Genomic DNA, 22,797 nt, shown 5'->3' with positions numbered 1-22,797 from the left:
GACCACAACTGAAAGTGCAACTATCGAACGGGCTAAGATCTCTGCCCCCGCCGCGCTTTGCGCGGCTCCCCCTGGATATTTTTAGCCAGATGAAGTTTGGATCCGCAATTGCTATCGGTTGCGAGGGATGTCGAAACCGGGGACGGCGAGGTCGAAACCTTCGAATTCGAAACCGGGAGAGACGGTGCAGCTGACCAGAGTATAGTCTCCGGTCGTTCGGGCGGCTTGCCAGTGGTTTTCAGGAACAATCAGTTGCGGTGCGCCTTGGGACAGGTTGGGGGTGAGAAGGTGATCGGTGGCGGGGCCTTGGTCAGATTCACTGATCGATAGCACCAGAGGCGCGCCTGCATGGTAAAGCCAGATCTCGGTCGCATCGACGCGGTGCCAGTGGCTGGATTCCTCGGCCTCTAGCAGGAAATAGATGCAAGTGCCCGTGGCACGGCCTTCGTTTTGCGCGCGCCATGTCTCGCGGTACCAGCCGCCTTCGGGGTGTTTTTGCAGGTTCAGGTGGTCGATGATCTCTTGCGCGGTCATGTTTGGCCTTTTGGGTTTTTGCGCGATTATGCATGGGTCCGCACGATCCGCTATGGCAATCATCGCCTAAGGTCATATGTTTGCGCCATGACCCTTACGATCCCCTTTGATAACTCCTACGCCCGTTTGCCGGATGCCTTTTACACGCGGCAGTCTCCGGTTCCTGTGAAAGAGCCTCAGTTGATTGCGTTTAACGAGGGGTTGGCGCGGATATTGCGCATCTCACCCGGAGATGTCACGGAGATGGCACAGGCCTTTGCGGGCAATACGGTACCCGACGGGGCAGAGCCTTTGGCGCAGCTGTATTCTGGTCACCAGTTCGGGACTTATAATCCTCAGCTTGGCGACGGCCGTGCGGTTTTGCTGGGTGAGACTGTGGGCGAAGACGGGATACGCCGTGACATTCAACTAAAGGGCTCGGGCCGGACGCCTTATTCGCGGCAAGGCGATGGGCGAGCATGGCTGGGGCCGGTGTTGCGGGAATATGTGGTCTCAGAAGCGATGCATGCTCTGGGCATTCCGACCACGCGGGCTTTGGCCGCTGTTGAAACAGGTGAAGCCGTTTACCGCGAAGGGCCGATGCCCGGGGCGGTTTTGACCCGAGTGGCGCAGAGCCATTTGCGCGTTGGAACATTTCAGGTATTTGCCGGGCGCAGGCAGGTCGAAAGTCTGAAGCAATTGACCGACTATGCCATCCAGCGCCACTACCCCGAGGCTGAAGGGCCAATGGGTCTTTTGCGGGCCGTTCGCGATACGCAGGCAAAGCTGATCGCGGCGTGGATGAGCGTTGGGTTCATTCACGGGGTGATGAATACGGACAATTCCTCGATCGCGGGGGAGACCATCGACTATGGTCCTTGCGCCTTCATGGACAGCTACCATCCGAATACGGTCTACAGCTCAATCGACCGGATGGGGCGCTATGCCTATTCCAACCAGCCCGAAATTGCAGTGTGGAATCTGGCGCAACTGGCGACGGCCTTGATCCAGCAATACGATGATCCTCAGGACAGTGTCGAAGAGGCGACCGAGATCGTACACGCCATGCCCGATTTGCTCCAGCAGGAGTGGTTGCGCCGCTTCCGTGCCAAGCTGGGTTTGACGCGCGCAGAGGAGGGGGATCTTGGGCTGATCACCGACCTGTTGAAGCGTATGGCGGAGGAGCATGCGGATTTCACCAATACGTTCAGGGCGCTGGGCGGTGAGCGCGCGCGGGACCAATTCACGAACCCTGAGGCGTTTGATAGCTGGGCTGAGGGTTGGCAGGCCCGCATGTCACGCGAGGCGGACCCGCACGGGGTGATGTCAGCGACAAACCCGGCCTTCATCCCGCGCAACCACCGCGTTGAGCAGATGATCGAAGCTGCGGTGACGGGGGACTATGCCCCGTTCCATCGTTTGAACGATGTGTTGTCACGCCCCTTTGTGGATCAGCCCGAGAATCCCGACCTAACACGGCCCCCCAGTGCAAATGAGGTAGTTCACGCCACGTTTTGCGGAACCTGATTGCGGCCCAGCAGCTCGAATTGCAGGCAGGTCTCGGACATGTCGATGGGCAGGGTCGGTGAGATCAGGCCACTATCGGCCAGCATGACCGATTCCCGTTTCAGTTGGATTTCGCGTCCGGATTCTGATTTCACGTAGGTCCCCGAGGTGCTGCGGTCTGTCAGGATCAGCTTACCCGCTTTCATGGCAAGGACCGCATGCAGGCGCGAGATCCAGGGCTGCGGTAGCACCACATCGCAGTCAGGCGCGCGGCCAATCTTGAACTCTCCGTTTCCGAGACAGCGCCAGACGCGGTCCTCGTGGCGCAGGATCAGGGTCAGGCCTTCGCGGGGCTGCCAGTTCTCCTCGGTGCGGCCGAAATTCTGCGGCAGCCTGGTCTGCATGATCGAGTCAGACTCGGGGTGGATTAGCGAATAGGCTGTCTGAGCCTCGGTAAGCCCCTTGAGGCTAAGCTGGCCCAGCGGTGTAAGCGTGGTTCGTAGTTCGGCGGGCAGCAAGACAGCGATCCCTTGGCTGAAACAAGCCTCGCCCGGATTGGCTGCGGTTGCAAAACGGGCGGTCACGTTGACGGCCTCGCCATAGATGCCGCGCTTGCCGATCACGATGGGGCCGCAATGTACGCCGACGTGGACGGATAGCGGCGTATGGGTTGAAGGCTCGATCAGCTTCAGGGCTGCATTGTAGGCCGAGCTTGGGTTCTCGAAATAGCTGAGAACATCGTCGCCCTTTTGCCCGACCGGAATGCCGCCAAATTCCTGCAGGACCGAGCGCAGCCGGTCGATCTCGAGCTGGATCAAGCGCTGGGCTTCGTCATCGCCCACCGCCTTGTAGAGCGGCGTACTGCCCACGATATCGGCAATGATCATCGTGGCGAATGTGGATTCAACGTCCAAGGGCGAGTTTCCTTTTTGCGGCAGTTTAACCCCGCTTAATTTCGTGTAAACTTATTTAATGTAATGCTCATAAACCTTTGAGGGAACGCGCTGAGAATTGCAACAGCGTGCCCATTCCAAAGGTCCCAAATCGGTGCCGTTGATTCTGAAAAGCGATATGAAAATACCCTCAGTTCTGCGGCTTGCCAGCTACAATATCCAGAAATGTGTCGGCCTTGATCTCCGGCGTCAGCCACAGCGTATTCTTCAGGTTCTCGAAGGAATGCGCGCCGATATCGTCGTGTTGCAGGAGGCTGACAAACGCTTGCCGCCTAGGCCTGCCGCGCTGCCTCAGTTCATGTTGGATGAGGCCGGATGGCAGATCGTCGATCTGGGCGGGGCGGGCAGTTTGGGATGGCACGGAAATGCGGTGATCTGGCGGGGTGATGCGATCTCGGTCCGTCAGACTGGGCATCACGAATTGCCGGGGTTCGAGCCGCGCGGCGCTGTACGGGTTGAGTTCGATACCCCCATCGGGCCGCTTAGGGTGATGGGTATGCATCTGGGGTTGCTGTCCGCCTCGCGTCGACGGCAGATCACCCATATCCGCCAGTTCGGCGCGGATCTAGAGGATATGCCCACGGTCTGGGCCGGGGATTTCAACGAATGGTCGCGCTCACCGGTGCTCGATAACCTCGTGCCCGAGATGCGGTTTCTGCCTCCGCTCCCCAGCTTTCCCGCTGCCCAGCCCTTGGGCGCTTTGGACCGGATCGCCCTTGGGCAGGGGGTCGAGGTGCATGCGCATGGCGTGCACGAGGATCGCCCGGCCCATATCGCCTCGGACCATTTGCCGATCTGGGCCGATCTGCGCCTTGAAGGATGATCTGCGCAGGCATGTCGAATTCTTGTGGCGCGGCGCGTGTGGACATACTAAGACAGACACCCGAGTAGTTTCTGAGGGGCATCATGCCGGATACGATCATTTCGCGCTGTGAGGCCAAAGGCCTTCGCATGACCGGCCAACGGCGCACTATTGCGCAGGTTCTCGAGGAGAGCGCGGACCACCCGGATGTCGAAGAACTCTATGCCCGTGCGTCGGCTTTGGATTCGGGTATCTCGATCGCAACGGTCTACCGCACGGTGAAACTGTTCGAAGAGGCTGGCATTCTGGAGCGTCTGGAATTCGGCGATGGCCGAGCCCGTTATGAAGATGCCGAGAGAGATCACCATGATCACCTGATCGACATGCAATCGGGGGAAGTGATCGAATTCGTCGACCCCGAGATCGAAGCTCTGCAGGAAAAGATCGCGGAAAAATTGGGCTATCGCCTGAAGGGGCACCGGCTGGAGCTGTATGGCGTTCCCATCAAGCCCGAGTGATCCATCAACAAACGCGATGGGTGGCAACAAGACAATTCATCGCTCGCGATGTGATAGGTCTTGATTTAACGCAATACATACGGTTTTGCTGAAGTGAGAAGGCGGCAATTGGTGCCGCCCGTTTCTTTACGGACAGACCCATGAACAACGTCAACGGCATTTTGCTGGTTATTGCGTCTATGGCGGCTTTCACGCTTGAGGATGTGTTCATCAAGCAGCTGACGTCATCCATCATGCCTGGCCAGATTCTTGTTATGCTGGGGCTGGTCTGCTCTGTCGTATTTCTGGTCATGGCCATCGCGACCCGCAAACGGATTTTTGTGCCCGAGGCGTGGCAGCTTTTGCCGATGATCCGCGCTATGTCCGAGGCCGTCGCTGCGGTGGCCTTTGTGACGGCGCTGGCCCGTGTGGACCTTTCGACCGTCGCGGCCGTGTTTCAGGCAATGCCACTAGCGGTCACCATGGGGGCAGCGCTGTTTCTGGGTGAACAGGTCGGCTGGCGTCGCTGGAGCGCGATTGGCGTTGGCTTTGTCGGGGTACTAATGATCATCCGTCCCGGGTTTGAAGGTTTCCGCCCGGAATCCCTCTACGTAGTGGCTGCAGTTATTGGCGTGGCGGCGCGCGATCTGATTACACGGCGGTTGGACAGCAAGGTCTCGTCGGCGGTGGTGTCCTTGCAGGCCTATCTGGCCTTGGCTGTCGGCGGTGCAGCCTTGATGATCATGAGCGGCCATCCTTTGGAAGCCATGCAAAGCGCAGAGGTCTGGCCTTTTGCCGGAGCGGCCTTGTTCGGTGTTCTGGGCTACTATGCCATCGTGATCGCAATGCGCGTCGGCGAAGCCTCAGCCGTTACGCCGTTTCGCTACACGCGGCTTCTGTTTTCGATCCTTGCGGGTGTCTTGGTCTTTGGCGAACGTCCGGACCTGATGACACTGGCCGGGGCGTCCCTGATCATCGGCTCGGGCCTGTATACCTTTCTACGCGAACGCAAATTGGCGCGAGCAATGGCCTTGGCCGCCGCGTAACCCTGTTGGCGCAAACATGGCGCTGTTAGCCCTAAAGGGCCGGGAATATGTGTGTTAGCGATAACGGAAATGGTTTACTTTTGGTTCCGTGCTGCTATGACGCGTGCAACGGAATGCAGCCACAGGGACCGCCCTCATGAGTACCATCATCGACATTCACGCACGCGAAATCCTGGACAGCCGGGGCAACCCGACGGTCGAGGTCGACGTGATTCTGGAAGACGGCACAATGGGCCGCGCGGCTGTGCCCTCGGGTGCCTCCACCGGCGCCTATGAGGCGGTTGAAAAACGCGACGGTGACAAGGCACGTTACATGGGTAAGGGCGTGCTCGAGGCCGTTGCTGCCGTCAACGGTGAGATCGCTGAGGAACTGGTGGGTTTTGACGCGACCGAACAGGTCGCCATCGACCAAGCTATGATTGAACTGGACGGCACCGAGAACAAGGGTCGTCTGGGCGCAAACGCCATTCTGGGTGTTTCGCTTGCAGCGGCCAAGGCGGCGGCGGATTTCACCACGCAGCCTCTGTACCGCTATGTCGGCGGTACCTCGGCCCGCGTCCTGCCGGTTCCGATGATGAACATCATCAATGGCGGCGAGCACGCCGACAACCCAATCGACATTCAGGAATTCATGATCATGCCGACCTCGGCCGCGAATATCCGCGAGGCGGTCCGCATGGGCTCCGAGGTGTTCCACACGCTTAAGCGCGAGCTGTCGGCTGCCGGTCTGGCCACCGGAGTGGGGGACGAAGGTGGCTTTGCCCCCAACATCGCGTCGACGCGCGAGGCATTGGATTTCATCCTGCAGGCGGTCGAAAAAGCGGGCTACAAGCCGGGTGAGGAAATTCACCTCGCGCTGGATTGCGCCGCGACCGAATACTTCAAGGACGGTAAATATGTGCTGGCGGGTGAAAATATCTCGCTGACCTCAGAGGAAAACGCCGAGTATCTGGCGACCTTGGTCAAAGACTATCCGATCATCTCGATCGAAGACGGCATGTCCGAAGACGACTGGGATGGCTGGAAAGCACTGACCGACGCGATCGGTGACAAGGTTCAGCTGGTCGGCGACGACCTTTTCGTTACCAACCCGGAACGTCTGGCCGAAGGGATCGAGCGTGGTTGCGCCAACTCGATGCTGGTCAAGGTGAACCAGATTGGTTCGCTGACCGAGACCCTGCGCGCTGTCGATATGGCCCACCGCGCGCGCTATACCAACGTGATGTCGCACCGCTCGGGTGAAACCGAAGATGCCACCATCGCTGATCTGGCCGTGGCGACCAATTGCGGTCAGATCAAGACCGGCTCGCTGGCGCGGTCGGACCGGCTGGCCAAGTATAACCAACTGATCCGTATCGAAGAATCTCTGGGTGAAGTTGCGGAATACGCGGGAGTATCGATCCTGAAACGGTGATTTCAAACCCGGTTCTGAGCACTGCAAGAGGCCCTCTTTCCACGGAAAGAGGGTCTTTTTGATAGCAATAGGACTGTTGCGACAGTGAATTTCTCTGGCTATGAGAATTCGCCGTATTTGCAGGTATTTAGAAGTTTATAGGATGTTATGTGTGAACTTAATCACACAGCGCTCACGGTTTCGTGTTCTATACTGTCGCCATTACAGAAAGGAGCACACCATGACTGGTTCGAAATTCCTTCTCGTAGCGACAGTTCTCAGCACTGTATTTCTGGCGGCCTGTGCAGGGCCGGGGACCTATCCAATCACAGGGCAAAAGGTCTCCTCCGACGATCCGGTGCAGGAGATGTACTATAACCCGAGTGTGATTTTCCGGGGCGAGTCGCGCTAGAGCGCTTTGCTCATCAGCATGTAGCGCTCGCGTGGTTTGAAGCCGGTGCGCAGATATAGTTTCTGCGTCGCCTCGTGCGTGCGGTCGACTTCAAGGTGCAGGGCGGTTAGCCCTGCCTCAGCAAGAGCCTTGGGCAGTTCCAGCAGAACCTCGGTCGCGATGCCACGGCCACGAACGGCGGGCCGGACGTAGATTTCGTCTATGAACCCATCCATGCCACCGAACTCTACCGACCAGCCGAAGGTCAGGATGATATAACCTAAAGGCGCGCGACCCGGGCCAATCAGGTAGATGCAGCCATGGGGGATGCCCTCAAGCAAAGGCATAAGCGCCTCGCGCCGTTGGTCGGCGTCCTGTGCGATCCCTTGTTCGGCGTGGAACGCAGAGACAAGCCCCATCAGGCGGTCAAGATCTTCGGGGCGAGCCAGTCTTAAAGCGGCGGTCATAGGCGGGCCAGCCTTTCCGTGAGGAGGGTGAAGAATCCTTGGGCGTCCACGTCGCCCATGAATATAGCATTCGGTTTTCGGTCTGTTACACGCCACCAGTCAGCGACTGTCATGCCCAGCGTTAATTCTGATTTGGTTTCGATCTCAACGTTAATGTGGCGACCCGAAAACAGTTCTGGCTGAATCAAATAGGCGGTAACGCAGGGGTCGTGCAAAGGTGCGCCTTCTGAGCCGTACTTTTCCTTATCAAAGCGCTCGAAGAAATCGGTCATTTCAGCGACGGCATGACCGACCTTACTATCCAGCGATCTGAATGCGTCATTGCGATGCGGTGTAACCAAAGCGTCATGGGTCACATCAAGAGGCATTACGACAATATGAGTGCCAGATTTAAACACGATATCAGCAGCTTCGGGGTCGACATAAATGTTGAACTCCGCGGCTGGTGTGATGTTCCCGACCTCGAAATAGGCACCGCCCATCAGTACGATTTCCTGCACCCGGTCGACGATATCGGGTGCCTTCTGGAAGGCGGTCGCGATGTTCGTCAGCGGCCCCAGCGGGCAGAGCGTGACTGTCCCGGGTTCCTGCGTGCGCAGGGTTTCGATGATGAAATCGACCGCGTGGCCCTCGGTCAAAGGCATTTCGGGATCGGGAAGCACAGGCCCGTCGAGCCCAGTTTTACCGTGCACATGTTCAGCGGTGACCAAAGGCCGGTTCAAGGGGCGATCGCATCCGGCGTAGACGGGGATATCAGTGTGACCGGCTAATTCACAGACAATCCGCGCGTTCTTGGCGGTCAGTTCAAGAGGCACATTTCCGGCGACGGCAGTGATGCCCAGCACCTCGATCTCTTCGGGGCTGGCGAGCGCCAGAAGAATGGCGACGGCGTCGTCCTGACCGGGGTCGGTGTCGATGATGATCTTGCGGGGCATTGGAGTCTCCGGGGGGCGTGAAGGTCGGACAGTCGCAAGTGTCACGCGACTTGTCCACCTGATTCAGGCCCCAACTGGCGGGAGTTTGCCATTGGCGCGGTGTTCCTCAGTCTTCACCTCATCCCACAGCGCGTCCATCTCGGCCAGATCGCTTTGCGCAGGGGTTTTGCCCCGCGCGGCCAGGCGGGCCTCGACCTGCTCAAAGCGGCGGGTGAACTTGGCGTTGGTGCGGCGCAGGGCGGCCTCGGGTTCGATCCCCAGATGTCGACCGAGATTGACCATCACAAAGAGCAGATCGCCGAATTCGTCCTCAAGCGCGTCGGCGTCTTTGGCGTTGCGCGCTTCCTCCAACTCAGCGGCTTCTTCGGTGATCTTGGCGAGGACATGGCTGGCATCGGGCCAGTCGAATCCCACACGCGCGGCCCGTTTCTGCAGCTTATGCGCCCGCAGCAGGGCGGGCAGGTTGGCGGCCACACCGTCCAGCGCGCCTTTCTGTTCCTTGCCCGCACGTTCGGCAGCTTTGATGGTCTCCCAATCCTTGGTTTGCTGGTCGGCGGATTTGTCTCGGGATTCGTCGCCGAACACATGCGGATGTCGGCTGACCATCTTGTCGGACATGGTTCGGACCACATCCTGAAAGGTGAAATGCCCCGCTTCCTCAGCCATTTGCGCGTGGAAGACTGATTGGAAGAGAAGGTCACCCAGCTCTCCCTTCAACTCATCATAGGCCTGCCGTTCGATGGCGTCGGCGACCTCATAGGCTTCCTCGATCGTGTAGGGGGCAATGGTGGCGAAATCCTGCTCGATGTCCCACGGACAGCCGCTTTGTGGGTCGCGCAAGCGGCGCATGATTTCCAGCAGGCGCTCGATACCCGCATCGCTGTCATGGATCAGAGGATTTTCAGCCATTGCGAACCCTTTCGTTCCGGTGTCAGATGCATCCATTCCGCAGTCCCGATCAGGAGTCCACCCCAGATGCCCGTCGTCAACCGAATTGCCGATTTTGCCGCCGATATGGCCAAGTGGCGCCAGCACTTGCATACGATCCCTGAACTGGAGTTCGAATGCTACGAGACAGCCGCTTTCGTGGCCGAGCGTCTGAGGGAGTTCGGCGTGGATGAGCTACATGAAGGCATTGCCAAGACCGGGATGGTAGCGATCATCAACGGACAGGGCGACGGCCCGACCATCGGGTTGCGGGCCGATATGGACGCGCTGCCGATCCCCGAGGAGACGGGCGTTGAATATGTCTCGAAGAACCCCGGCAAGATGCATGCCTGCGGGCATGACGGGCACACCACGATGCTGTTGGGGGCTGCGCGCTATCTGGCCGAGACGCGGAATTTCGCGGGCCGCGTGGCGCTGATCTTTCAACCGGCCGAAGAAGAAGGCGGCGGCGCGGATGTGATGGTGCAGGAAGGCATCATGGACCGGTTCGAAATCTCTCAGGTCTATGGCATTCACAATGATCCGGGAAACCCCGAGGGGGCCTTCTATACGACAGCCGGGCCTCTGATGGCCGCTGTGGATACGTTCGAGATTCACGTGCAAGGGCAGGGCGGGCATGGAGCTTTGCCACACCAGACCAAAGATCCGGTGATGGCGGCCTGCGGGATTGCGCAGGCGATCCAAACTATTGTCAGCCGAAACCACTATGCGGTGCAGGATCTGGTGATTTCCGTCACGCAAATTCACGCCGGAACAGTGAACAATGTGATTCCGGATACCGCCTATCTTAACGGCACCGTTCGCACGTTTGACCCTACGGTTCAGAAGATGGTGATCGAGCGGATGGAGCAGATCGTGGCAGGGCAGGCGGCCTCATACGGGGTTGAGGCGAGGTTGGACTATCAGATTGGCTATCCGGCGACGATCAATGACGCCGAGAAAACGGCCTTTGCCGCAGATGTGGCGCGCGAGGTCTCAGGCGAGGACCGCGTTGTCGACAATATGGGCCGCGACATGGGGGCCGAGGATTTCTCATACATGTTGCAGGCGCGTCCAGGGGCTTATCTGTTTCTGGGTCAGGGTGAGGGCGCCGGGCTGCACCACCCGAAATACAACTTCAACGATGATATCGCACCGGTCGGGGCCTCGTTCTTTGCCCGGATCGTGGAAAAGGCGCAGCCGCTGGGCTGAGGGGACAAGACATGGCACTGGAAGACGCAAAACATCAGGTCGATGAGGCCTTTACTAACCCCGACCTCAAGGGCTTGTCCTATGAGAACACATTCGGCGGCGCGACCTCGTTCCTACGGCGGCTTTACACCAAAGATCTGAAGGGCGTGGATATCGCCGTCACCGGCGTACCCTTTGACCAAGCGGTGACGAACCGCCCCGGCACAAGGCTGGGCCCCCGCGCGATCCGCGAAGCAAGCGCCCTGCAATCGCCCGACGCCCCCTATGGTTGGCCCTTTGACGCGCTGAGCGAGCTGGCGATCGTCGACTATGGCGATATGGCCTATGACTACGCCAATATCCCGGCCTTTCCGGACACGCTGACCGATCATATCCGCACGATTCTGGCGGCTGACGTGGCCTCGGTCACCTTGGGCGGAGATCACTATATCAGCTTTCCGATCCTGAAAGCTTATGCCGAGAAATACGGCCCGATATCCTTGCTGCAGTTCGATGCGCATACGGATACCTGGGCGGACGATGACATGTCCCGTGTCGATCACGGGACCATGTTTTACAAGGCGGTGAAATCGGGGATCGTGGACCCGAAACGCTCGGTTCAGGTTGGTATCCGTACCAGCAACGAGGACACGCTGGGCGTCAACATCATCGACGCGCGTGAAGTTTATGAATCCGGCCCCGCTGCCGTGGCGCAGAAGATCAAATCCATACTCGGCGACCGCCCCGTCTATCTGAGCTTCGATATCGACGGCCTGGATCCCGCCTTTGCGCCGGGGACCGGGACGCCAGTTTGGGGCGGTTTGTCCTCGATTCAGGCGCAAATCATTCTGCGCGACATCGCCGGGATCAACATCAAAGGCGGGGATGTGGTCGAGGTGTCTCCGCCCTATGACACCTCCGGGGCGACTGCCATTGCGGGCGCTCATGTGGCCACGCAAATCATCTGCCTGCTGGGGTGGAACCGGCTGATGGCCGAGAAAAAGTAAACGAGGATCGATGCGTGTTAACCAATGGTTAGCCAAGTTTCCGGTATGTGCTGAGAAACATGATCTGATGGGATGGGAACCAACCGCAAATGACTGAATTTAATCAACCAATCAGCGGAAATGATCTGGCGCGGTTCTCCGGGCCGAACACGTTCATGCGGCTGCCGCAGTCGACTTCGCTGGCGGGGCTGGACGTGGCGCTGTTGGGAATACCGATGGATATCGGCACCTCGTGGCGGTCGGGAACGCGGTTCGGACCCAAGCAAATCCGCAGCGAAAGCGCGATGATCCGACCCTACAACATGGCTACATCGGCAGCCCCGTTCGATACGTTGCAGATTGCCGATATCGGCGATCTGGCGATCAATACGTTTTCGCTGTCGGAAAGCCTCAAGATCATCAAGGACAGCTATGACGGTATCCTCGCGCAGAATGTGGTCCCTGTGGCGATGGGCGGAGATCACTCCATCACCCTGCCGATCCTGCGTGCGATTGCGGCGAAACACGGGCCGGTCGCCCTGGTGCATGTGGATGCCCACGCGGATGTAAATGACGATATGTTTGGCGAGCGTGAGACACACGGCACTGTCTTCCGTCGCGCCTATGAGGAAAAGCTGATCGTCCCGGACAAGACCTTTCAGATCGGCATTCGCGGCTCGGGCTATGCCTCAACCGACTTTACCGAGGCGCAGGGTTGGGGCTTCCAGCAATTTCCCGCATGGGAGTTGTGGCAGCAGAACCTCACGCAGATCGGCTCGCAAATCCGCAAGACGGTCGGCGATCACCCGGTCTATATCACCTATGACATCGACAGTCTGGATCCGGCCTACGCCCCCGGCACCGGCACGCCTGAGATCGGAGGGCTGACAACCCCGCAAGCGCTGCAGCTGATCCACGCGCTGCAAGGGGTGAACGTGGTGGGCTGCGATCTGGTCGAGGTCTCTCCGCCTTACGACTCGTTAGGGAACACGGCGCTGACGGCGGCCAATCTTCTGTTCGAGCTTCTGTGCATTCTACCCGGTGTGACGTCACGGTAGCTGGCCGGGTTCGTCTTGAAACCGCATCTGTTCCGCATAGGGTTCAGGAAAAGGACTTAGGTGGAATGAAACGCATGCTGGTTTTGGGTGTTGTTGGTCTGGTGATCGCGCTGGGGGCCTATATCCGGCTTGCGCCCTCCGATCCGGCGGACTGGCACATTGCCCCTCAAGCCGAGACCAACCAGGATCTGCAAGGCGGCGTATTGCGCGTGGTCGAAACGGGGCCAGAGGGGTTGGCCGCGCTGGATGCCATTGCCCGCAACGCGCCGCGTACAACTGTTCTGGCTGGGTCGGTGGGTGAGGGGCGGATCACCTATATCACCCGCACCAAGATTATCGGCTTTCCCGACTACACCACAGCCCAGCAGGACGGAGACTTGCTGCGCATCCATGGCCGCTTGCGCTTTGGTCGCAAAGATTTCGGAGTGAACAAGACCCGCGTTGATGGGTGGCTGTCGCAGATGTAGGCGGCGTTCAGGACGCGGATGTCTTGAGGGTCTGATCCAGATCGGGCCAATCCAAATCTGACGACAAACACCCTTCCTGCACCTCGCGCCACATCGGCACATTCAACGACATCTGGCATTGCGCGGTGAAAATCCGGCCATCAACCTGCAGGCAGATCATTTGCCCCAACTCGATCCGCGAGCCTGACTTGTCGGTGCAGTAGCAATCGCGAACCTTGCCATCTGGCCCGACATAATCGGCCATGGCGGGTAGTGCGAGCAGCGATAAAATGAAAACCAACCCCTTCATGATCCAAAGCTTAGCACAAGGCTGGCCCTTGACCAAAGCCCCAGATTAAGAGACACCCGCCGGATGATCCCCGAAGAACGCCTTGAGCAGATAACCCAGCGATTCCAATACCTCGAAGCCGCCATGGCTGATGGCGCCTCGGGCGGGGATATTGCGACTCTGGCCAAAGAATATTCTGACCTCAAACCGGTTGTCGATCAGATCCTGTCCTGGCGTCAGCTGGTCTCGGATCTGGCCGAGGCCGAGGCTATGCTCGCCGACCCGGATATGAAGGAACTGGCCGAGGAGGAAATCCCCCAGCTTCAGTCCCGTATCCCCGAGGCCGAACATGCGCTGCAACTGGCGCTGCTACCCAAGGACGCTGCGGATGCGCGACCGGCCATGCTGGAAATCCGTCCCGGCACCGGCGGGGATGAGGCGGCGCTCTTCGCCGGGGACCTGCTGCGCATGTATCAACGCTATGCCGAGGCGCGGGGATGGCGGTTCGAGATCATCGAAGAACAGGCCTCGGACCTTGGCGGCATCAAAGAGGTCGTTGCCCATATCAAAGGCGACAATGTCTTTGCGCGGATGAAGTACGAATCCGGCGTGCATCGGGTGCAACGCGTGCCCGAAACCGAAAGCGGCGGGCGGATTCATACCTCGGCGGCGACGGTCGCGGTTCTGCCCGAGGCTGAGGATGTCGATATCCAGATCGACGCCAATGACATTCGCATCGATACGATGCGGTCGTCCGGGGCCGGGGGGCAGCACGTGAACACCACCGACTCGGCCGTGCGGATTACCCACTTGCCGACCGGTCTTGTGGTGACCAGCTCTGAGAAATCGCAGCACCGCAACCGAGAGATCGCAATGCAGGTGCTGAAAACACGCCTCTATGATCTGGAGCGTCAGCGGATCGACAGCGAACGCTCGGCGGATCGGGCCAGTCAGGTGGGTTCAGGCGATCGGTCCGAGCGGATCCGGACCTATAACTTCCCACAAGGTCGAATGACAGACCATCGCATCAACCTGACGCTCTACAAGCTGGATCAGGTCATGCAAGGCGATCTGGATGAGGTGATCGACGCGCTGACCGCGGATGATCAGGCCCGGTTGCTGGCCGAGATGGCGCAATGATTGCGGCCCTGACCGCCGCCAAGGCGATGGCTGCCGCAACAGCCCGCCTGCGTGCTGCCGGTGTCAATGACCCGGCCCGCGATGCGCGGGTCCTTTTGGCACATGCGGCCCGAATTGAGGCCAGCCGCGTCACTCTGATCGCGCCCGAGGAGCTGTCGCCCGACATCGCCGAACGCTATGAGCAACTGGTGTCGCTGCGCGCGATCCGGGTGCCTGTGTCGCATCTGTTGGGGGAGCGGGAATTCTACGGTCGCAACTTCCGCGTCAGCCGCGATGTGCTGGACCCGCGCCCGGAAACCGAAACGCTGATCGAAGCCGCGTTGAGCGAACCGTTTGACCATGTTCTGGACCTTGGGGTTGGCTCGGGCTGCATCCTGGTGACGCTGCTGGCCGAACGCGCCAGTGCTACGGGCCTGGGTGCAGATCTGAGCGAAGCGGCCTGTTTGCAGGCCAGCGCCAACGCCGTGCAGCACAATGTACAGGACCGGGCCGAGATTGTGCGCTCGGATTGGTTCGAGCGGATTGAAGGGCAGTTTGACCTCATCGTCTCGAACCCGCCCTATATCGCGCTTTCCGAGATGCAGGATCTGTCGCCCGAAGTGCGCGAGCATGAACCGCGCATGGCTTTGACCGATGAAGGGGACGGGTTGGACGCCTATCGCAGGATCGCGGCGGGTGCACCTGATTTCCTGATGGCGGGCGGGCGCTTGCTGGTTGAAATCGGGCCGACACAGGCCAAGGACGTGTCGGCCTTGTTCGACGCCGCTGGCTTGTCGGATATCCGAGTCATCCCTGATCTGGATGGGCGCGACCGTGTTGTTTTGGGCAGAATCCCGGGTTGAACGCAGCGTTAGAGGCCGAAAAGCGCCTGTCTTTGTAAAAAAGCTGCGAAATATCCCAGAAACCTCTTGTCTGACGCGGCAGGACATGTTTACTCAGAACTGGTCGGAGAGGTTGACGCTGGTTCAGCGCGCCCCTGACGCCAAGCCCAAAAAAGCCGATGACACGTTACGGGACAGGCCTCTGAGCAGCGTAAGGTACGGGTTGATCGGCAGCGAATTGATAAGGCTGACGTAAAGTAAGATGAGATCTTCCAAATCCCGCTCGCGGGCCAAAAATAACCGCAATCGTCCTTCTGGCGGCAATGTCGTCAACCGGGTGTTCGACAGCTCGGGCCCCGAGGGCAAGGTGCGTGGCACACCGCAGCAGATCATTGACAAATACAACCAGCTTGCGCGCGATGCACAGCTGTCCAACGACCGTGTCGCGGCTGAGAACTTTCAGCAGCATGCCGAACACTATTTGCGGATGCTGAGCGAGGCGCAGCGTGAGATTGAAGCGCGCCGCGAAGAGCAGGAGCGCCAGAACCGTGAACGGCAGGCCGAGCGCGACCGTGAACGCGCCGAACGTCAGGAGCGTGAAGCCGCCCGTCAGGCCGACCCGGCCGAGGCGCCCCAGCCTGATGTAATGGATTTCAGCGCGCCCGAGCCTGCGCCGGAAAGCGGGTTGGTCGAGACCCCTGAGAGCAAAGACAAAGGTGCTCAGGCCCCTGAGAAGAAGGAAAAGCCGCCGCGTAAACCGCGCGCGCCTCGCAAGCCTAAAGCTGCACCTGCGGCTGAGGAAGCGCCAAAAACCGACGGGGACGCGCCCGAAGCGGCTGAGTAAGCCCTGCACGGATAAAAAGAAAGCCTCGGTTTTATCCGGGGCTTTTTTGTTGCGCCTAGATCGCTTTGCGTTTGATTGGAATCGAAATACGCTGCCTCTCCCTGCGGTCGTACGCGCATTTCGGTGGCTTTGCCTCAGCTAAAACGCAAAACGCTTTAGGTTTTTTTGACTTCGCGCGCGAGGGCACAAAAGGCCTCAAGCGGGACCTGTTCGGCCCGCTCGGTAGGCTTGATGCCGGCTGCGATCAGGCGGTCCTCGATATCAGGCGTCACGCCTTTCAGGGAAGCGCGCAGCATTTTGCGGCGTTGGTTGAATGCGGCGGCCACGACGCGGGACAGGGTGCTGGCGTCGGCGGGATAGCGCGGCTCGGGCAGGGCGGTCAGGTGAACCACTGCGCTGGAGACTTTCGGTGGTGGGGTGAACGCACCGGGGGGTAGAGACATGGCGATGCGCGCCTCGGCCCGCCATTGGGCCAGAATCGCAAGTCGACCATAGGCTTTGCTTCCGGGTTGGGCGACGATGCGTTCGGCCACTTCGCGCTGGAACATGAGCGTCAGGCTTTGCCAGAAGGGCGGCCATTCCGGCGGGGTCAGCCAACGCACCAGCAGCTCGGTACCGACGTTATAGGGCAGGTTGGCCGCGACGCGGATGGGCGGGGTCAGGTGCTCCAGCGGGTTAATTTCTAGCGCATCGCCGTTGATCACATCCAACTGGCCGGGATAGGCGGCGGCGATGTCGTTCAGGGCGGCGATGCAGCGGGTGTCTTTTTCCACCGCCACAACCTTGCGCGCGCCCTCAGAGAGCAGCCCACGGGTCAGCCCTCCGGGGCCGGGGCCGATTTCCAGAACGTCACAAGTGCTGAGGTCTCCGGCCTGACGCGCGATCTTGGCGGTCAGGTTCAGGTCGAGCAGAAAGTTCTGGCCCAGCGATTTACGGGCGGACAGCTGGTGGGTCGCGATGACTTCGCGCAGCGGAGGGAGGGTGTCGATAGCGCTCATGATCCGGTTACCGTGACGCGTTTGGGGTGGTTAGCGCCAGAGATTTTTTGCCTCCGGCGGGGATATTTCCAGCCAGGTGAAGGATCAAGCGCTTTGTGCCATCTTCTGCGCGAGTTTCAGCGCTTCGATCAGGCTGGTGGGATTGGCGATGCCTTGCCCTGCAATATCCAGCGCGGTGCCGTGATCGGGTGAGGTGCGGACGAAGGGCAGGCCGAGGGTAACATTCACGCCCCGGTCGAAATCCAACGTTTTGATCGGGATCAGGGCTTGATCGTGATACATCGCGATAGCTGCATCATAGCGGCTGCGCGCGGCGGCATGGAACATCGTGTCGGCGGGGTGCGGGCCGGTGGCACTGTAGCCCTCGGGTTGCAGGTTCGCCAGCATCGGGGCGATCCAGTCCAGTTCTTCGGTTCCCATTTTGCCGCCTTCGCCCGCATGGGGGTTCAGGCCAGCCACGGCGATGCGCGGCGCCTCAATGCCGAACTGGGTGCGCAGGCCGGTGGCGGTGATCTCGATCGTGTTGTGGAGCAGGGCCGGGGTCAGCTCTTGCGGGACACGGGAGAGGGGGATGTGAATGGTCGCGGGCACGACGCGCAGTTGATCGCTGGCCATCATCATCACCACCCGTTCACGGCCCGCCAGAGCCGCCAGAAATTCGGTGTGGCCGGGGTAAGAGAAACCCGCACCGTCGATGAGCGCCTTTTTGTGGATCGGGGCCGTACACAGGGCAGAAGCCGCGCCGGATTGCACAAGGGAAACGCCCTGTTCGATGGCGTCGATAACCGATGGTGCATTGGCCGGGTCGGGTCGACCCGGCGTGTTGGGGGCTGGGAATCCCAGTTGCAGGACCGGTAGCGCGGTTTGGGAAACCGAGATGGCCTCGGCCGGGTCACTGATCAGCTGGGCCGGTGTACCCGAGGGCAGATGCGCGACGTCCCCGATGTAGAAAAAGGGGCAGGTGTTGCGCAATTCCGCCCATGCTTTGGCGGCGATCTCGGGGCCTATGCCCGCCGGATCGCCGCAGCTGAGCGCGATGGGGGCGTTCATTGTTCGATGATGCTGGCGTCGGCGCGTAGTTGTTCCAGCAGGCTGTCCGCAAAGGCTTGCAGGCGCTGTTGCGTCAGCGCATTGGCCACATCCGCGCGCGAGGTGTTCTCGCCCAGATCGCGGGTGCGGTTGCACAGCATCAGGAACATCAGCGTTTGGCCGTTGTTGCGTGTCAGCGTGGTCGAGACGTCGTTCGGGTCCAGCTTGGCCAGCTCGACCGCAATGTCGCGCGGGATCTCTGAGGGAGCGGCGTCGACACGCTCCAGCACTTCGGCCGGTTGCTCCTGCGCGATGCCGTATAGGTCATCACAGGTGTCGATCTCTTCGCGAAGTTTCGCGGCGGCGGCCAGTGTTTCGGCGCTACGGCCGCCGGCCATGAAATAGATGGCGTAGTCGATTTTGGAGTAAGAGGGCGTGCCGGTTGCAACCTCACGCAGGCCGCGCATCTGGAACAGAGCGATGGCGTTGGGTAGGGCGATCGGGCTGGTGATCTCACCATTCTTCAAGCCAAGAACCACGGGCTGCAGTGCTGGGGGTAGACCGGACAGGTTCAGCCAGTCGAGCCGGCCGCCATTGCTGCGGGTTTCTGCAGCCGAGTATTGCGCAGCCGCAGCCGAAAACGCGTCAAACCCTTCGAGATTGGCGATTTCTTCAGCGAGAAGCTCGGTTTGGGCGAGGGTCTGCTGGTTTACAGGAATGATGATTTCAGACAACAAGACCTGAAGTCCGCCACCGCCGCCCTGACCCAGAGCGCGGTTGATCTCTTCCTCGGAGGGGTTGGCCTGAGACAGGAAACGAGCGCTGATATAGTTGCGCCATGTTAGCTGATCGGCGACGAAATCGCGGACCGTTTCCGGATCGACGCCTTCGTTGGCCAGCAATTGCAGGAACTGCTCGGTGCTGAGGCGCCCGCGGGCCGCGAATTCATCGACACCCGCCTGAATCGCCTCGGGCGGGACCTCGATCCCGGCTTCGCGCACGGCTTGTTTGCGCAAGCGGTCATCAATCAGTGCTTGCCGGACTTCGGCCTCGGACCCGCCAGAGATACCGAGTGCGTTTATGAATTGCTGACGTTGCTCCAACTCATACCAAGTTACCACGTCCTGATTGACCCGGATCGCTGGCGAAAACAGGCTTTGCGCAAACGTATGGGGCGCGGTGAAGGTAAGAGTCGTAGCGGCCAGGGCCGGAAGCACCAGCCGGATCGAAGCGGAACGAAGAAACCGTGAGAAAGTTGATATCAACTGCATGTTCTCTTGTAAGTGTTACCAGCGCCTTCGAGGGCGTATCCTGTCAGGGATACGGTAAAGCCGAATTCGGTCGAAGGCTCAATAGTTGATGTTGAAGTAAAGCGCCGCCTTACGGACATGTTAACCCGAACGCATTCGTTCTGGTAGGTCACGCCGAGGCCCAGGCGAATGGGTTCGGATTCGTTCAGGTCGTAGCGGGCCTCGGCCCGGGTCAGCCAGTTCTGGTCAACCTGATAGCGCCCGCGCAGCCAGACCTCGGAGACCGCCTCTTCGATGTTTTCAGCCGGGTCGGGTTCCAGCCAGATATAGCTGCCGGTGAAGGCTGAACCTTCTTTCGCCCACTCTCCACGCAGCTCGGCCTTGGCAAAGCTAAGGTCACCGTTGAGAATTCCGCGCCCGGCCAAAGACCAGCCATTAGCGGTTTTGAGCTGACCGGCCAGCAGGATATCGGACGATGTGCCCTGCAGTCCCGAAGTCAGAGTGAAATCCGGATCGGCATCCGCACGAAATACTTGGCCCACCGTGGCAAGCGCCTGCCAGCCTCCGCGACCATAGCGCGCCCAGTTGACGCCGACAGCGGCGGTTGCGCCATCCTCGCGGCGATCCTCGGCCGGAAAGCGCGACAGAGACAGTAGGTTGCCTTCGTCGAATTCCTGAAACGTGCTTTCGTCGATCGGCACATCATTGTCGGAAACATTGGTCCAGCCGAACTGAACGATGGGTTCCAGAAACTGCGTCGCGCCGGATTTTTCGCGGCGTGTCATCGGATAGCGCAAGGTCAGGGCGGCCCGAGGGGTCGTCCGGGTGGCTTGCGTGGGGAAATTGCTGTCGTGGCGGATGTTGAACGCGTCAATGGAGGCACCGAACAACGCATCAGCTCGCAATCCGGTGGCAAAGGTCCAGCTGCGCAGCCATTCGGCGTCAAAGGTTGTGCGCGCCACGTCGCGTCCGACCACGTCCTCATCGCTGGTGCGCTCATGCGCGTGGGCGATGACGTTTACCCGAACTTCTCCGCCGACGGAGGTTGGGAAATAGCGCTTTTGGAAGTTCAGATCGAATATGCGCGAGGGGATTTCATCCTGATCTTCGCTGTCACGCAGAGTCTTGTAGTGAATGAAGCTGGTCCGGAACGCTGTGTCGCGCTTGATCCGTTCCAACGCAACTTCGCTGCGGAGGCGGTCCAAATCGGGCAGGCCGTAATCGGCCAGATAGGAATCATCCGAGGTCGTTTGCAGATCGAAGGTAAAGCGATAGTCATTTTTAAAGTCGAACCAGCCTTCGGCGAACAGATAGCCGCGATCCTGATCCGGTTGTATGTCGTCCCGGGTCTGCGCGCCGTTGATCTCGATCCGACCATTCACGAAAGCCTGTCGATAGCGATAGCCAAGCGTTGTGGTTTTGGGCGAGATATAGGGCGTCAGGGTCAGGTCCTTGTGGTCGCCAATTTTGAAGAAATACGGCACCTGCACCCCGGTTCCGAGCTGCGAGGTGGTGCGAATGGACGGCACCAGAAATCCGGTCGCACGCTCCAGCGTCGGGTCGGGCAGGCGCAGATAGGGGAAGTAGAAAACGGGGACGTCCAGCACCCGCAGCTGCGCACCCTCAAAGTAAAGCTGTCGCTCTAGCGAGTCATGCGTGACCTTGCGCGCCCGGATCTGCCACAGAGGCGGACGGCCATCGGTGCAGACATGGCACGAGGTTGCGGCGATCTTGCTGAATTGCGTGTAGCGCCCTCCGGCGCGGCGGGCTTGAACGGATGCGATTTGCACCTGCTGCTCGAACACCATCCTTGCGCCCACCAGCAGGCCATTCTGAAGCCCGTTGTCCAGCTGCGCCGACTCCGCCAGTACGGTCGTTTGCCCACCCTGATCAATGCGGAAGGGGCCATCCAGCGTTAGCTCTCCGGTTTCGCGGTCATAGACGATGCGATTAGCGCTGAGTTTGACGTTGCCCTGAAACGCCTCGACATTGCCTTCAGCCACCAGCTTGCGGTCGGGCGTTATAAAAATCTTGTCGGCTACAAGCAGCGCCGGTTCTTCCTCTTGGGCCGGGCTTTGGGTGACGGTCGGATCGGACAGATTCTGCGCGGCCAGGCCAAGGGGCAGGGTCAGGGCCAGCAGGCTGGTCGCTGCAAACGGCAGAAAACGTCGCATCAGCCGTCCTCCGCGTGCAGCAATAGGCCAAGCGAGAGTAGGATCGCTGCAAAGGGCGGAGCCCAGGCGGCGACGTAGATCGGAAGCTGGCCGTTTTCGCCAAGTATCTGCGCGAAGTTGCGCACGAAATAGATCGCAAAGCCCAACAGAACCGCAGTCAGCACCGCCACACCGGTTCCACCAAACCGCACATGGCGCATGGTGAAGGCCGCTCCGATCAGGACCATGGCAACCAGAAACAGGGGCCGGGCAAGTTGGACATGCAGCCAGACCTCATATTGCTTGGTCGAAAACCCGGCCTCACCTAAATCGCGGATCAGTTTGGGCAGATCATAGACCGAGACCGAGTCCTGCTTACCCAGCGTGTCCAGAATGCGTTCGCGCGTCAGCGTGGTCGGCAGCTCAAGACGTTCATGCGAAACAGCGTTTGTTTCAGGGTTGAGGTCGTCTCGCAGCGGCCAGAGTTTGGCGTCGGTCAAAACCCAGGTTCCGTTGGTTAGCTCCGCGCGTTCGGCGACGATCTGCTGGTTTGGCTTTCCGCCGCCCGAGAAGGTGATGATGGTCACATCGTCAAGACCCAGAGTATCCCCGTTAGATGTACCCTTGGCGTGGATCACCGATTGGCCATTGTCCGAGCTTTGACGCAACCACAGCCCCTCGCGGCTGATCGACAGGGCAGAGCTGCCATCGTCGCGATAGGCATCCGATAGACGCTCGAACTCTTCCGACGTCGCGGCGGCGATCGGGTTCAGCAACGCAACGGCCAGAATGCCAATCATCAGGGCCAGGGTGACGGGGGCCACCAGCGCCCGCAGGCCCGAGCGCCCGGTGGCGCGGGTCACCACCAGTTCTGAGGTGCGCGCCAGCCCAACGAACAGCGCGATGGTGGACAGGATAATCAGCAGGGGCAGCATTTCGCTGATCGCGGCTGGGGTGTTCAGCAGTGTCAGGCCCAGCAGTTGGCCGACGGACAGGTCATAGTCGTCAAAGCGGCGCAGCTGTTCGATCAGGTCGATCAGAATCATCAGGGTCAGAAAGATGCCGCCGATGACCACAAAGCTTTGGAGAAAGCGGCGCGCGAAATAGCGGTCGAGGATCACGGAAAGACCCTCTCAGGGCTTGAAACGCAGGGGTTCACGCC

The 22,797-nt window shown here is 59.9% G+C and carries 24 protein-coding genes; 13 read left to right on the top strand and 11 right to left on the bottom strand.

All coding sequences use genetic code 11. The annotated features are described in order from the left end of the window. Positions 1–111: 111 nt before the first annotated feature. Complete coding sequence (locus tag ACR0KL_RS02055; RefSeq protein ID WP_170676239.1) at positions 112–534, bottom strand: cupin domain-containing protein; 423 nt, start codon at positions 532–534, stop codon at positions 112–114. A gap of 87 nt (positions 535–621) precedes the next feature. Here ACR0KL_RS02055 and ACR0KL_RS02050 point away from each other — a divergent pair, with 87 nt between their 5' ends. After that, positions 622–2,040: a protein adenylyltransferase SelO gene (locus tag ACR0KL_RS02050; RefSeq protein WP_170676237.1), complete on the top strand. Its 1,419-nt coding sequence runs from the start codon at positions 622–624 to the stop codon at positions 2,038–2,040. Here ACR0KL_RS02050 and ACR0KL_RS02045 read toward each other — a convergent pair. Further along, the gene (locus tag ACR0KL_RS02045; protein WP_170373929.1) at positions 2,016–2,933 is read right to left on the bottom strand and encodes an adenylate/guanylate cyclase domain-containing protein; all 918 of its coding nucleotides are present in this window, start codon (positions 2,931–2,933) and stop codon (positions 2,016–2,018) included. The genes ACR0KL_RS02050 and ACR0KL_RS02045 overlap by 25 nt on opposite strands. Positions 2,934–3,090: 157 nt before the next feature. Here ACR0KL_RS02045 and ACR0KL_RS02040 point away from each other — a divergent pair, with 157 nt between their 5' ends. From ACR0KL_RS02040 to ACR0KL_RS02020, 5 genes are all read left to right on the top strand, one after another. Then, positions 3,091–3,795 carry an endonuclease/exonuclease/phosphatase family protein gene (locus ACR0KL_RS02040; protein ID WP_170676235.1) on the top strand — a complete coding sequence of 235 codons (705 nt, stop codon included), beginning with the start codon at positions 3,091–3,093 and terminating at the stop codon, positions 3,793–3,795. 83 nt (positions 3,796–3,878) lie between these two features. Continuing rightward, entirely contained in the window at positions 3,879–4,292 is a 414-nt protein-coding gene (locus tag ACR0KL_RS02035; RefSeq protein ID WP_170373928.1) for a Fur family transcriptional regulator, read from the top strand. Between the two features lie 140 nt (positions 4,293–4,432). Next, positions 4,433–5,317 (top strand): DMT family transporter, encoded by an 885-nt coding sequence (locus ACR0KL_RS02030; protein ID WP_170676233.1) that lies wholly within the window; start codon positions 4,433–4,435, stop codon positions 5,315–5,317. 136 nt (positions 5,318–5,453) lie between these two features. After that, the gene (eno, locus tag ACR0KL_RS02025; RefSeq protein WP_170676231.1) at positions 5,454–6,731 is read left to right on the top strand and encodes a phosphopyruvate hydratase; all 1,278 of its coding nucleotides are present in this window, start codon (positions 5,454–5,456) and stop codon (positions 6,729–6,731) included. A gap of 220 nt (positions 6,732–6,951) precedes the next feature. Continuing rightward, positions 6,952–7,122: a hypothetical protein gene (locus ACR0KL_RS02020; RefSeq protein ID WP_170638520.1), complete on the top strand. Its 171-nt coding sequence runs from the start codon at positions 6,952–6,954 to the stop codon at positions 7,120–7,122. On the opposite strand, the gene ACR0KL_RS02015 is transcribed toward ACR0KL_RS02020, so the two are convergent. The 3 genes from ACR0KL_RS02015 to mazG form a co-directional block, all read right to left on the bottom strand. Then, positions 7,119–7,568 carry a GNAT family N-acetyltransferase gene (locus ACR0KL_RS02015; protein ID WP_170676229.1) on the bottom strand — a complete coding sequence of 150 codons (450 nt, stop codon included), beginning with the start codon at positions 7,566–7,568 and terminating at the stop codon, positions 7,119–7,121. The genes ACR0KL_RS02020 and ACR0KL_RS02015 overlap by 4 nt on opposite strands. After that, the gene (locus ACR0KL_RS02010; RefSeq protein ID WP_170676226.1) at positions 7,565–8,503 is read right to left on the bottom strand and encodes a nucleoside hydrolase; all 939 of its coding nucleotides are present in this window, start codon (positions 8,501–8,503) and stop codon (positions 7,565–7,567) included. The genes ACR0KL_RS02015 and ACR0KL_RS02010 overlap by 4 nt, the downstream gene beginning before the upstream one ends. Positions 8,504–8,566: 63 nt before the next feature. Next, positions 8,567–9,412, bottom strand: coding sequence for a nucleoside triphosphate pyrophosphohydrolase (mazG, locus tag ACR0KL_RS02005; RefSeq protein ID WP_170526728.1), 846 nt, complete (start codon positions 9,410–9,412; stop codon positions 8,567–8,569). Positions 9,413–9,478: 66 nt separating this feature from the next. Between mazG and ACR0KL_RS02000 the strand changes: the two genes are divergently transcribed. From ACR0KL_RS02000 to ACR0KL_RS01985, 4 genes are all read left to right on the top strand, one after another. After that, entirely contained in the window at positions 9,479–10,642 is a 1,164-nt protein-coding gene (locus tag ACR0KL_RS02000; protein WP_480776593.1) for a M20 aminoacylase family protein, read from the top strand. An 11-nt stretch (positions 10,643–10,653) separates the two neighbouring features. Continuing rightward, positions 10,654–11,628 (top strand): agmatinase, encoded by a 975-nt coding sequence (speB, locus tag ACR0KL_RS01995; protein ID WP_170466516.1) that lies wholly within the window; start codon positions 10,654–10,656, stop codon positions 11,626–11,628. Between the two features lie 89 nt (positions 11,629–11,717). After that, positions 11,718–12,665: an agmatinase gene (speB, locus tag ACR0KL_RS01990; RefSeq protein WP_170676221.1), complete on the top strand. Its 948-nt coding sequence runs from the start codon at positions 11,718–11,720 to the stop codon at positions 12,663–12,665. Between the two features lie 65 nt (positions 12,666–12,730). Beyond that, positions 12,731–13,132: a DUF1499 domain-containing protein gene (locus ACR0KL_RS01985; RefSeq protein WP_480776592.1), complete on the top strand. Its 402-nt coding sequence runs from the start codon at positions 12,731–12,733 to the stop codon at positions 13,130–13,132. Between the two features lie 7 nt (positions 13,133–13,139). Here the strand turns inward: ACR0KL_RS01985 and ACR0KL_RS01980 are convergent, their stop codons facing one another. Next, positions 13,140–13,421: a hypothetical protein gene (locus tag ACR0KL_RS01980; RefSeq protein ID WP_170676219.1), complete on the bottom strand. Its 282-nt coding sequence runs from the start codon at positions 13,419–13,421 to the stop codon at positions 13,140–13,142. 63 nt (positions 13,422–13,484) lie between these two features. Here ACR0KL_RS01980 and prfA point away from each other — a divergent pair, with 63 nt between their 5' ends. The 3 genes from prfA to ACR0KL_RS01965 all read left to right on the top strand — a co-directional run bounded on the left by prfA (position 13,485) and on the right by ACR0KL_RS01965 (position 16,205). After that, positions 13,485–14,540: a peptide chain release factor 1 gene (gene prfA, locus ACR0KL_RS01975; protein ID WP_170373916.1), complete on the top strand. Its 1,056-nt coding sequence runs from the start codon at positions 13,485–13,487 to the stop codon at positions 14,538–14,540. Beyond that, positions 14,537–15,382 carry a peptide chain release factor N(5)-glutamine methyltransferase gene (prmC, locus tag ACR0KL_RS01970; RefSeq protein WP_170676218.1) on the top strand — a complete coding sequence of 282 codons (846 nt, stop codon included), beginning with the start codon at positions 14,537–14,539 and terminating at the stop codon, positions 15,380–15,382. Before prfA ends, prmC begins: the two co-directional genes overlap by 4 nt. 241 nt (positions 15,383–15,623) lie before the next feature. Next, positions 15,624–16,205 carry a DUF4167 domain-containing protein gene (locus ACR0KL_RS01965; protein WP_170466528.1) on the top strand — a complete coding sequence of 194 codons (582 nt, stop codon included), beginning with the start codon at positions 15,624–15,626 and terminating at the stop codon, positions 16,203–16,205. A 155-nt stretch (positions 16,206–16,360) separates the two neighbouring features. On the opposite strand, the gene rsmA is transcribed toward ACR0KL_RS01965, so the two are convergent. The 5 genes from rsmA to lptG all read right to left on the bottom strand — a co-directional run bounded on the left by rsmA (position 16,361) and on the right by lptG (position 22,756). Then, the gene (rsmA, locus tag ACR0KL_RS01960) at positions 16,361–17,203 is read right to left on the bottom strand and encodes a 16S rRNA (adenine(1518)-N(6)/adenine(1519)-N(6))-dimethyltransferase RsmA (protein ID WP_170676217.1); all 843 of its coding nucleotides are present in this window, start codon (positions 17,201–17,203) and stop codon (positions 16,361–16,363) included. Positions 17,204–17,287: 84 nt separating this feature from the next. After that, complete coding sequence (gene pdxA / locus ACR0KL_RS01955) at positions 17,288–18,253, bottom strand: 4-hydroxythreonine-4-phosphate dehydrogenase PdxA (RefSeq protein WP_480776591.1); 966 nt, start codon at positions 18,251–18,253, stop codon at positions 17,288–17,290. Then, positions 18,250–19,503: a peptidylprolyl isomerase gene (locus tag ACR0KL_RS01950; protein ID WP_170676215.1), complete on the bottom strand. Its 1,254-nt coding sequence runs from the start codon at positions 19,501–19,503 to the stop codon at positions 18,250–18,252. Before ACR0KL_RS01950 ends, pdxA begins: the two co-directional genes overlap by 4 nt. Continuing rightward, positions 19,494–21,656: an LPS assembly protein LptD gene (locus tag ACR0KL_RS01945; protein WP_170676214.1), complete on the bottom strand. Its 2,163-nt coding sequence runs from the start codon at positions 21,654–21,656 to the stop codon at positions 19,494–19,496. Before ACR0KL_RS01945 ends, ACR0KL_RS01950 begins: the two co-directional genes overlap by 10 nt. After that, positions 21,656–22,756 carry an LPS export ABC transporter permease LptG gene (gene lptG / locus ACR0KL_RS01940; RefSeq protein ID WP_170676213.1) on the bottom strand — a complete coding sequence of 367 codons (1,101 nt, stop codon included), beginning with the start codon at positions 22,754–22,756 and terminating at the stop codon, positions 21,656–21,658. The genes ACR0KL_RS01945 and lptG overlap by 1 nt, the downstream gene beginning before the upstream one ends. Between the last annotated feature and the right edge of the window lie 41 nt (positions 22,757–22,797).

The sequence above is a fragment of the Ruegeria sp. C8 genome, from assembly GCF_056537565.1.
The sequence above is the reverse complement of the archived record's forward strand: the minus strand, read 5'-3'. Positions and strand labels throughout refer to the sequence as shown.

Coding starts and splice junctions, on each gene's coding strand:
- ACR0KL_RS01950 (WP_170676215.1), bottom strand. CDS start 19,503: ATGCAGTTGATATCAACTTTCTCACGGTTTCTTCGTTCCGCTTCGATC.
- ACR0KL_RS02055 (WP_170676239.1), bottom strand. CDS start 534: ATGACCGCGCAAGAGATCATCGACCACCTGAACCTGCAAAAACACCCC.
- ACR0KL_RS02020 (WP_170638520.1), top strand. CDS start 6,952: ATGACTGGTTCGAAATTCCTTCTCGTAGCGACAGTTCTCAGCACTGTA.
- ACR0KL_RS02040 (WP_170676235.1), top strand. CDS start 3,091: ATGAAAATACCCTCAGTTCTGCGGCTTGCCAGCTACAATATCCAGAAA.
- eno (WP_170676231.1), top strand. CDS start 5,454: ATGAGTACCATCATCGACATTCACGCACGCGAAATCCTGGACAGCCGG.
- pdxA (WP_480776591.1), bottom strand. CDS start 18,253: ATGAACGCCCCCATCGCGCTCAGCTGCGGCGATCCGGCGGGCATAGGC.
- ACR0KL_RS01985 (WP_480776592.1), top strand. CDS start 12,731: ATGAAACGCATGCTGGTTTTGGGTGTTGTTGGTCTGGTGATCGCGCTG.
- ACR0KL_RS01945 (WP_170676214.1), bottom strand. CDS start 21,656: ATGCGACGTTTTCTGCCGTTTGCAGCGACCAGCCTGCTGGCCCTGACC.
- ACR0KL_RS01980 (WP_170676219.1), bottom strand. CDS start 13,421: ATGAAGGGGTTGGTTTTCATTTTATCGCTGCTCGCACTACCCGCCATG.
- ACR0KL_RS02000 (WP_480776593.1), top strand. CDS start 9,479: ATGCCCGTCGTCAACCGAATTGCCGATTTTGCCGCCGATATGGCCAAG.
- speB (WP_170676221.1), top strand. CDS start 11,718: ATGACTGAATTTAATCAACCAATCAGCGGAAATGATCTGGCGCGGTTC.
- prmC (WP_170676218.1), top strand. CDS start 14,537: ATGATTGCGGCCCTGACCGCCGCCAAGGCGATGGCTGCCGCAACAGCC.
- ACR0KL_RS01965 (WP_170466528.1), top strand. CDS start 15,624: ATGAGATCTTCCAAATCCCGCTCGCGGGCCAAAAATAACCGCAATCGT.
- ACR0KL_RS02030 (WP_170676233.1), top strand. CDS start 4,433: ATGAACAACGTCAACGGCATTTTGCTGGTTATTGCGTCTATGGCGGCT.
- ACR0KL_RS02035 (WP_170373928.1), top strand. CDS start 3,879: ATGCCGGATACGATCATTTCGCGCTGTGAGGCCAAAGGCCTTCGCATG.
- rsmA (WP_170676217.1), bottom strand. CDS start 17,203: ATGAGCGCTATCGACACCCTCCCTCCGCTGCGCGAAGTCATCGCGACC.
- speB (WP_170466516.1), top strand. CDS start 10,654: ATGGCACTGGAAGACGCAAAACATCAGGTCGATGAGGCCTTTACTAAC.
- prfA (WP_170373916.1), top strand. CDS start 13,485: ATGATCCCCGAAGAACGCCTTGAGCAGATAACCCAGCGATTCCAATAC.
- ACR0KL_RS02050 (WP_170676237.1), top strand. CDS start 622: ATGACCCTTACGATCCCCTTTGATAACTCCTACGCCCGTTTGCCGGAT.
- ACR0KL_RS02010 (WP_170676226.1), bottom strand. CDS start 8,503: ATGCCCCGCAAGATCATCATCGACACCGACCCCGGTCAGGACGACGCC.
- mazG (WP_170526728.1), bottom strand. CDS start 9,412: ATGGCTGAAAATCCTCTGATCCATGACAGCGATGCGGGTATCGAGCGC.
- ACR0KL_RS02015 (WP_170676229.1), bottom strand. CDS start 7,568: ATGACCGCCGCTTTAAGACTGGCTCGCCCCGAAGATCTTGACCGCCTG.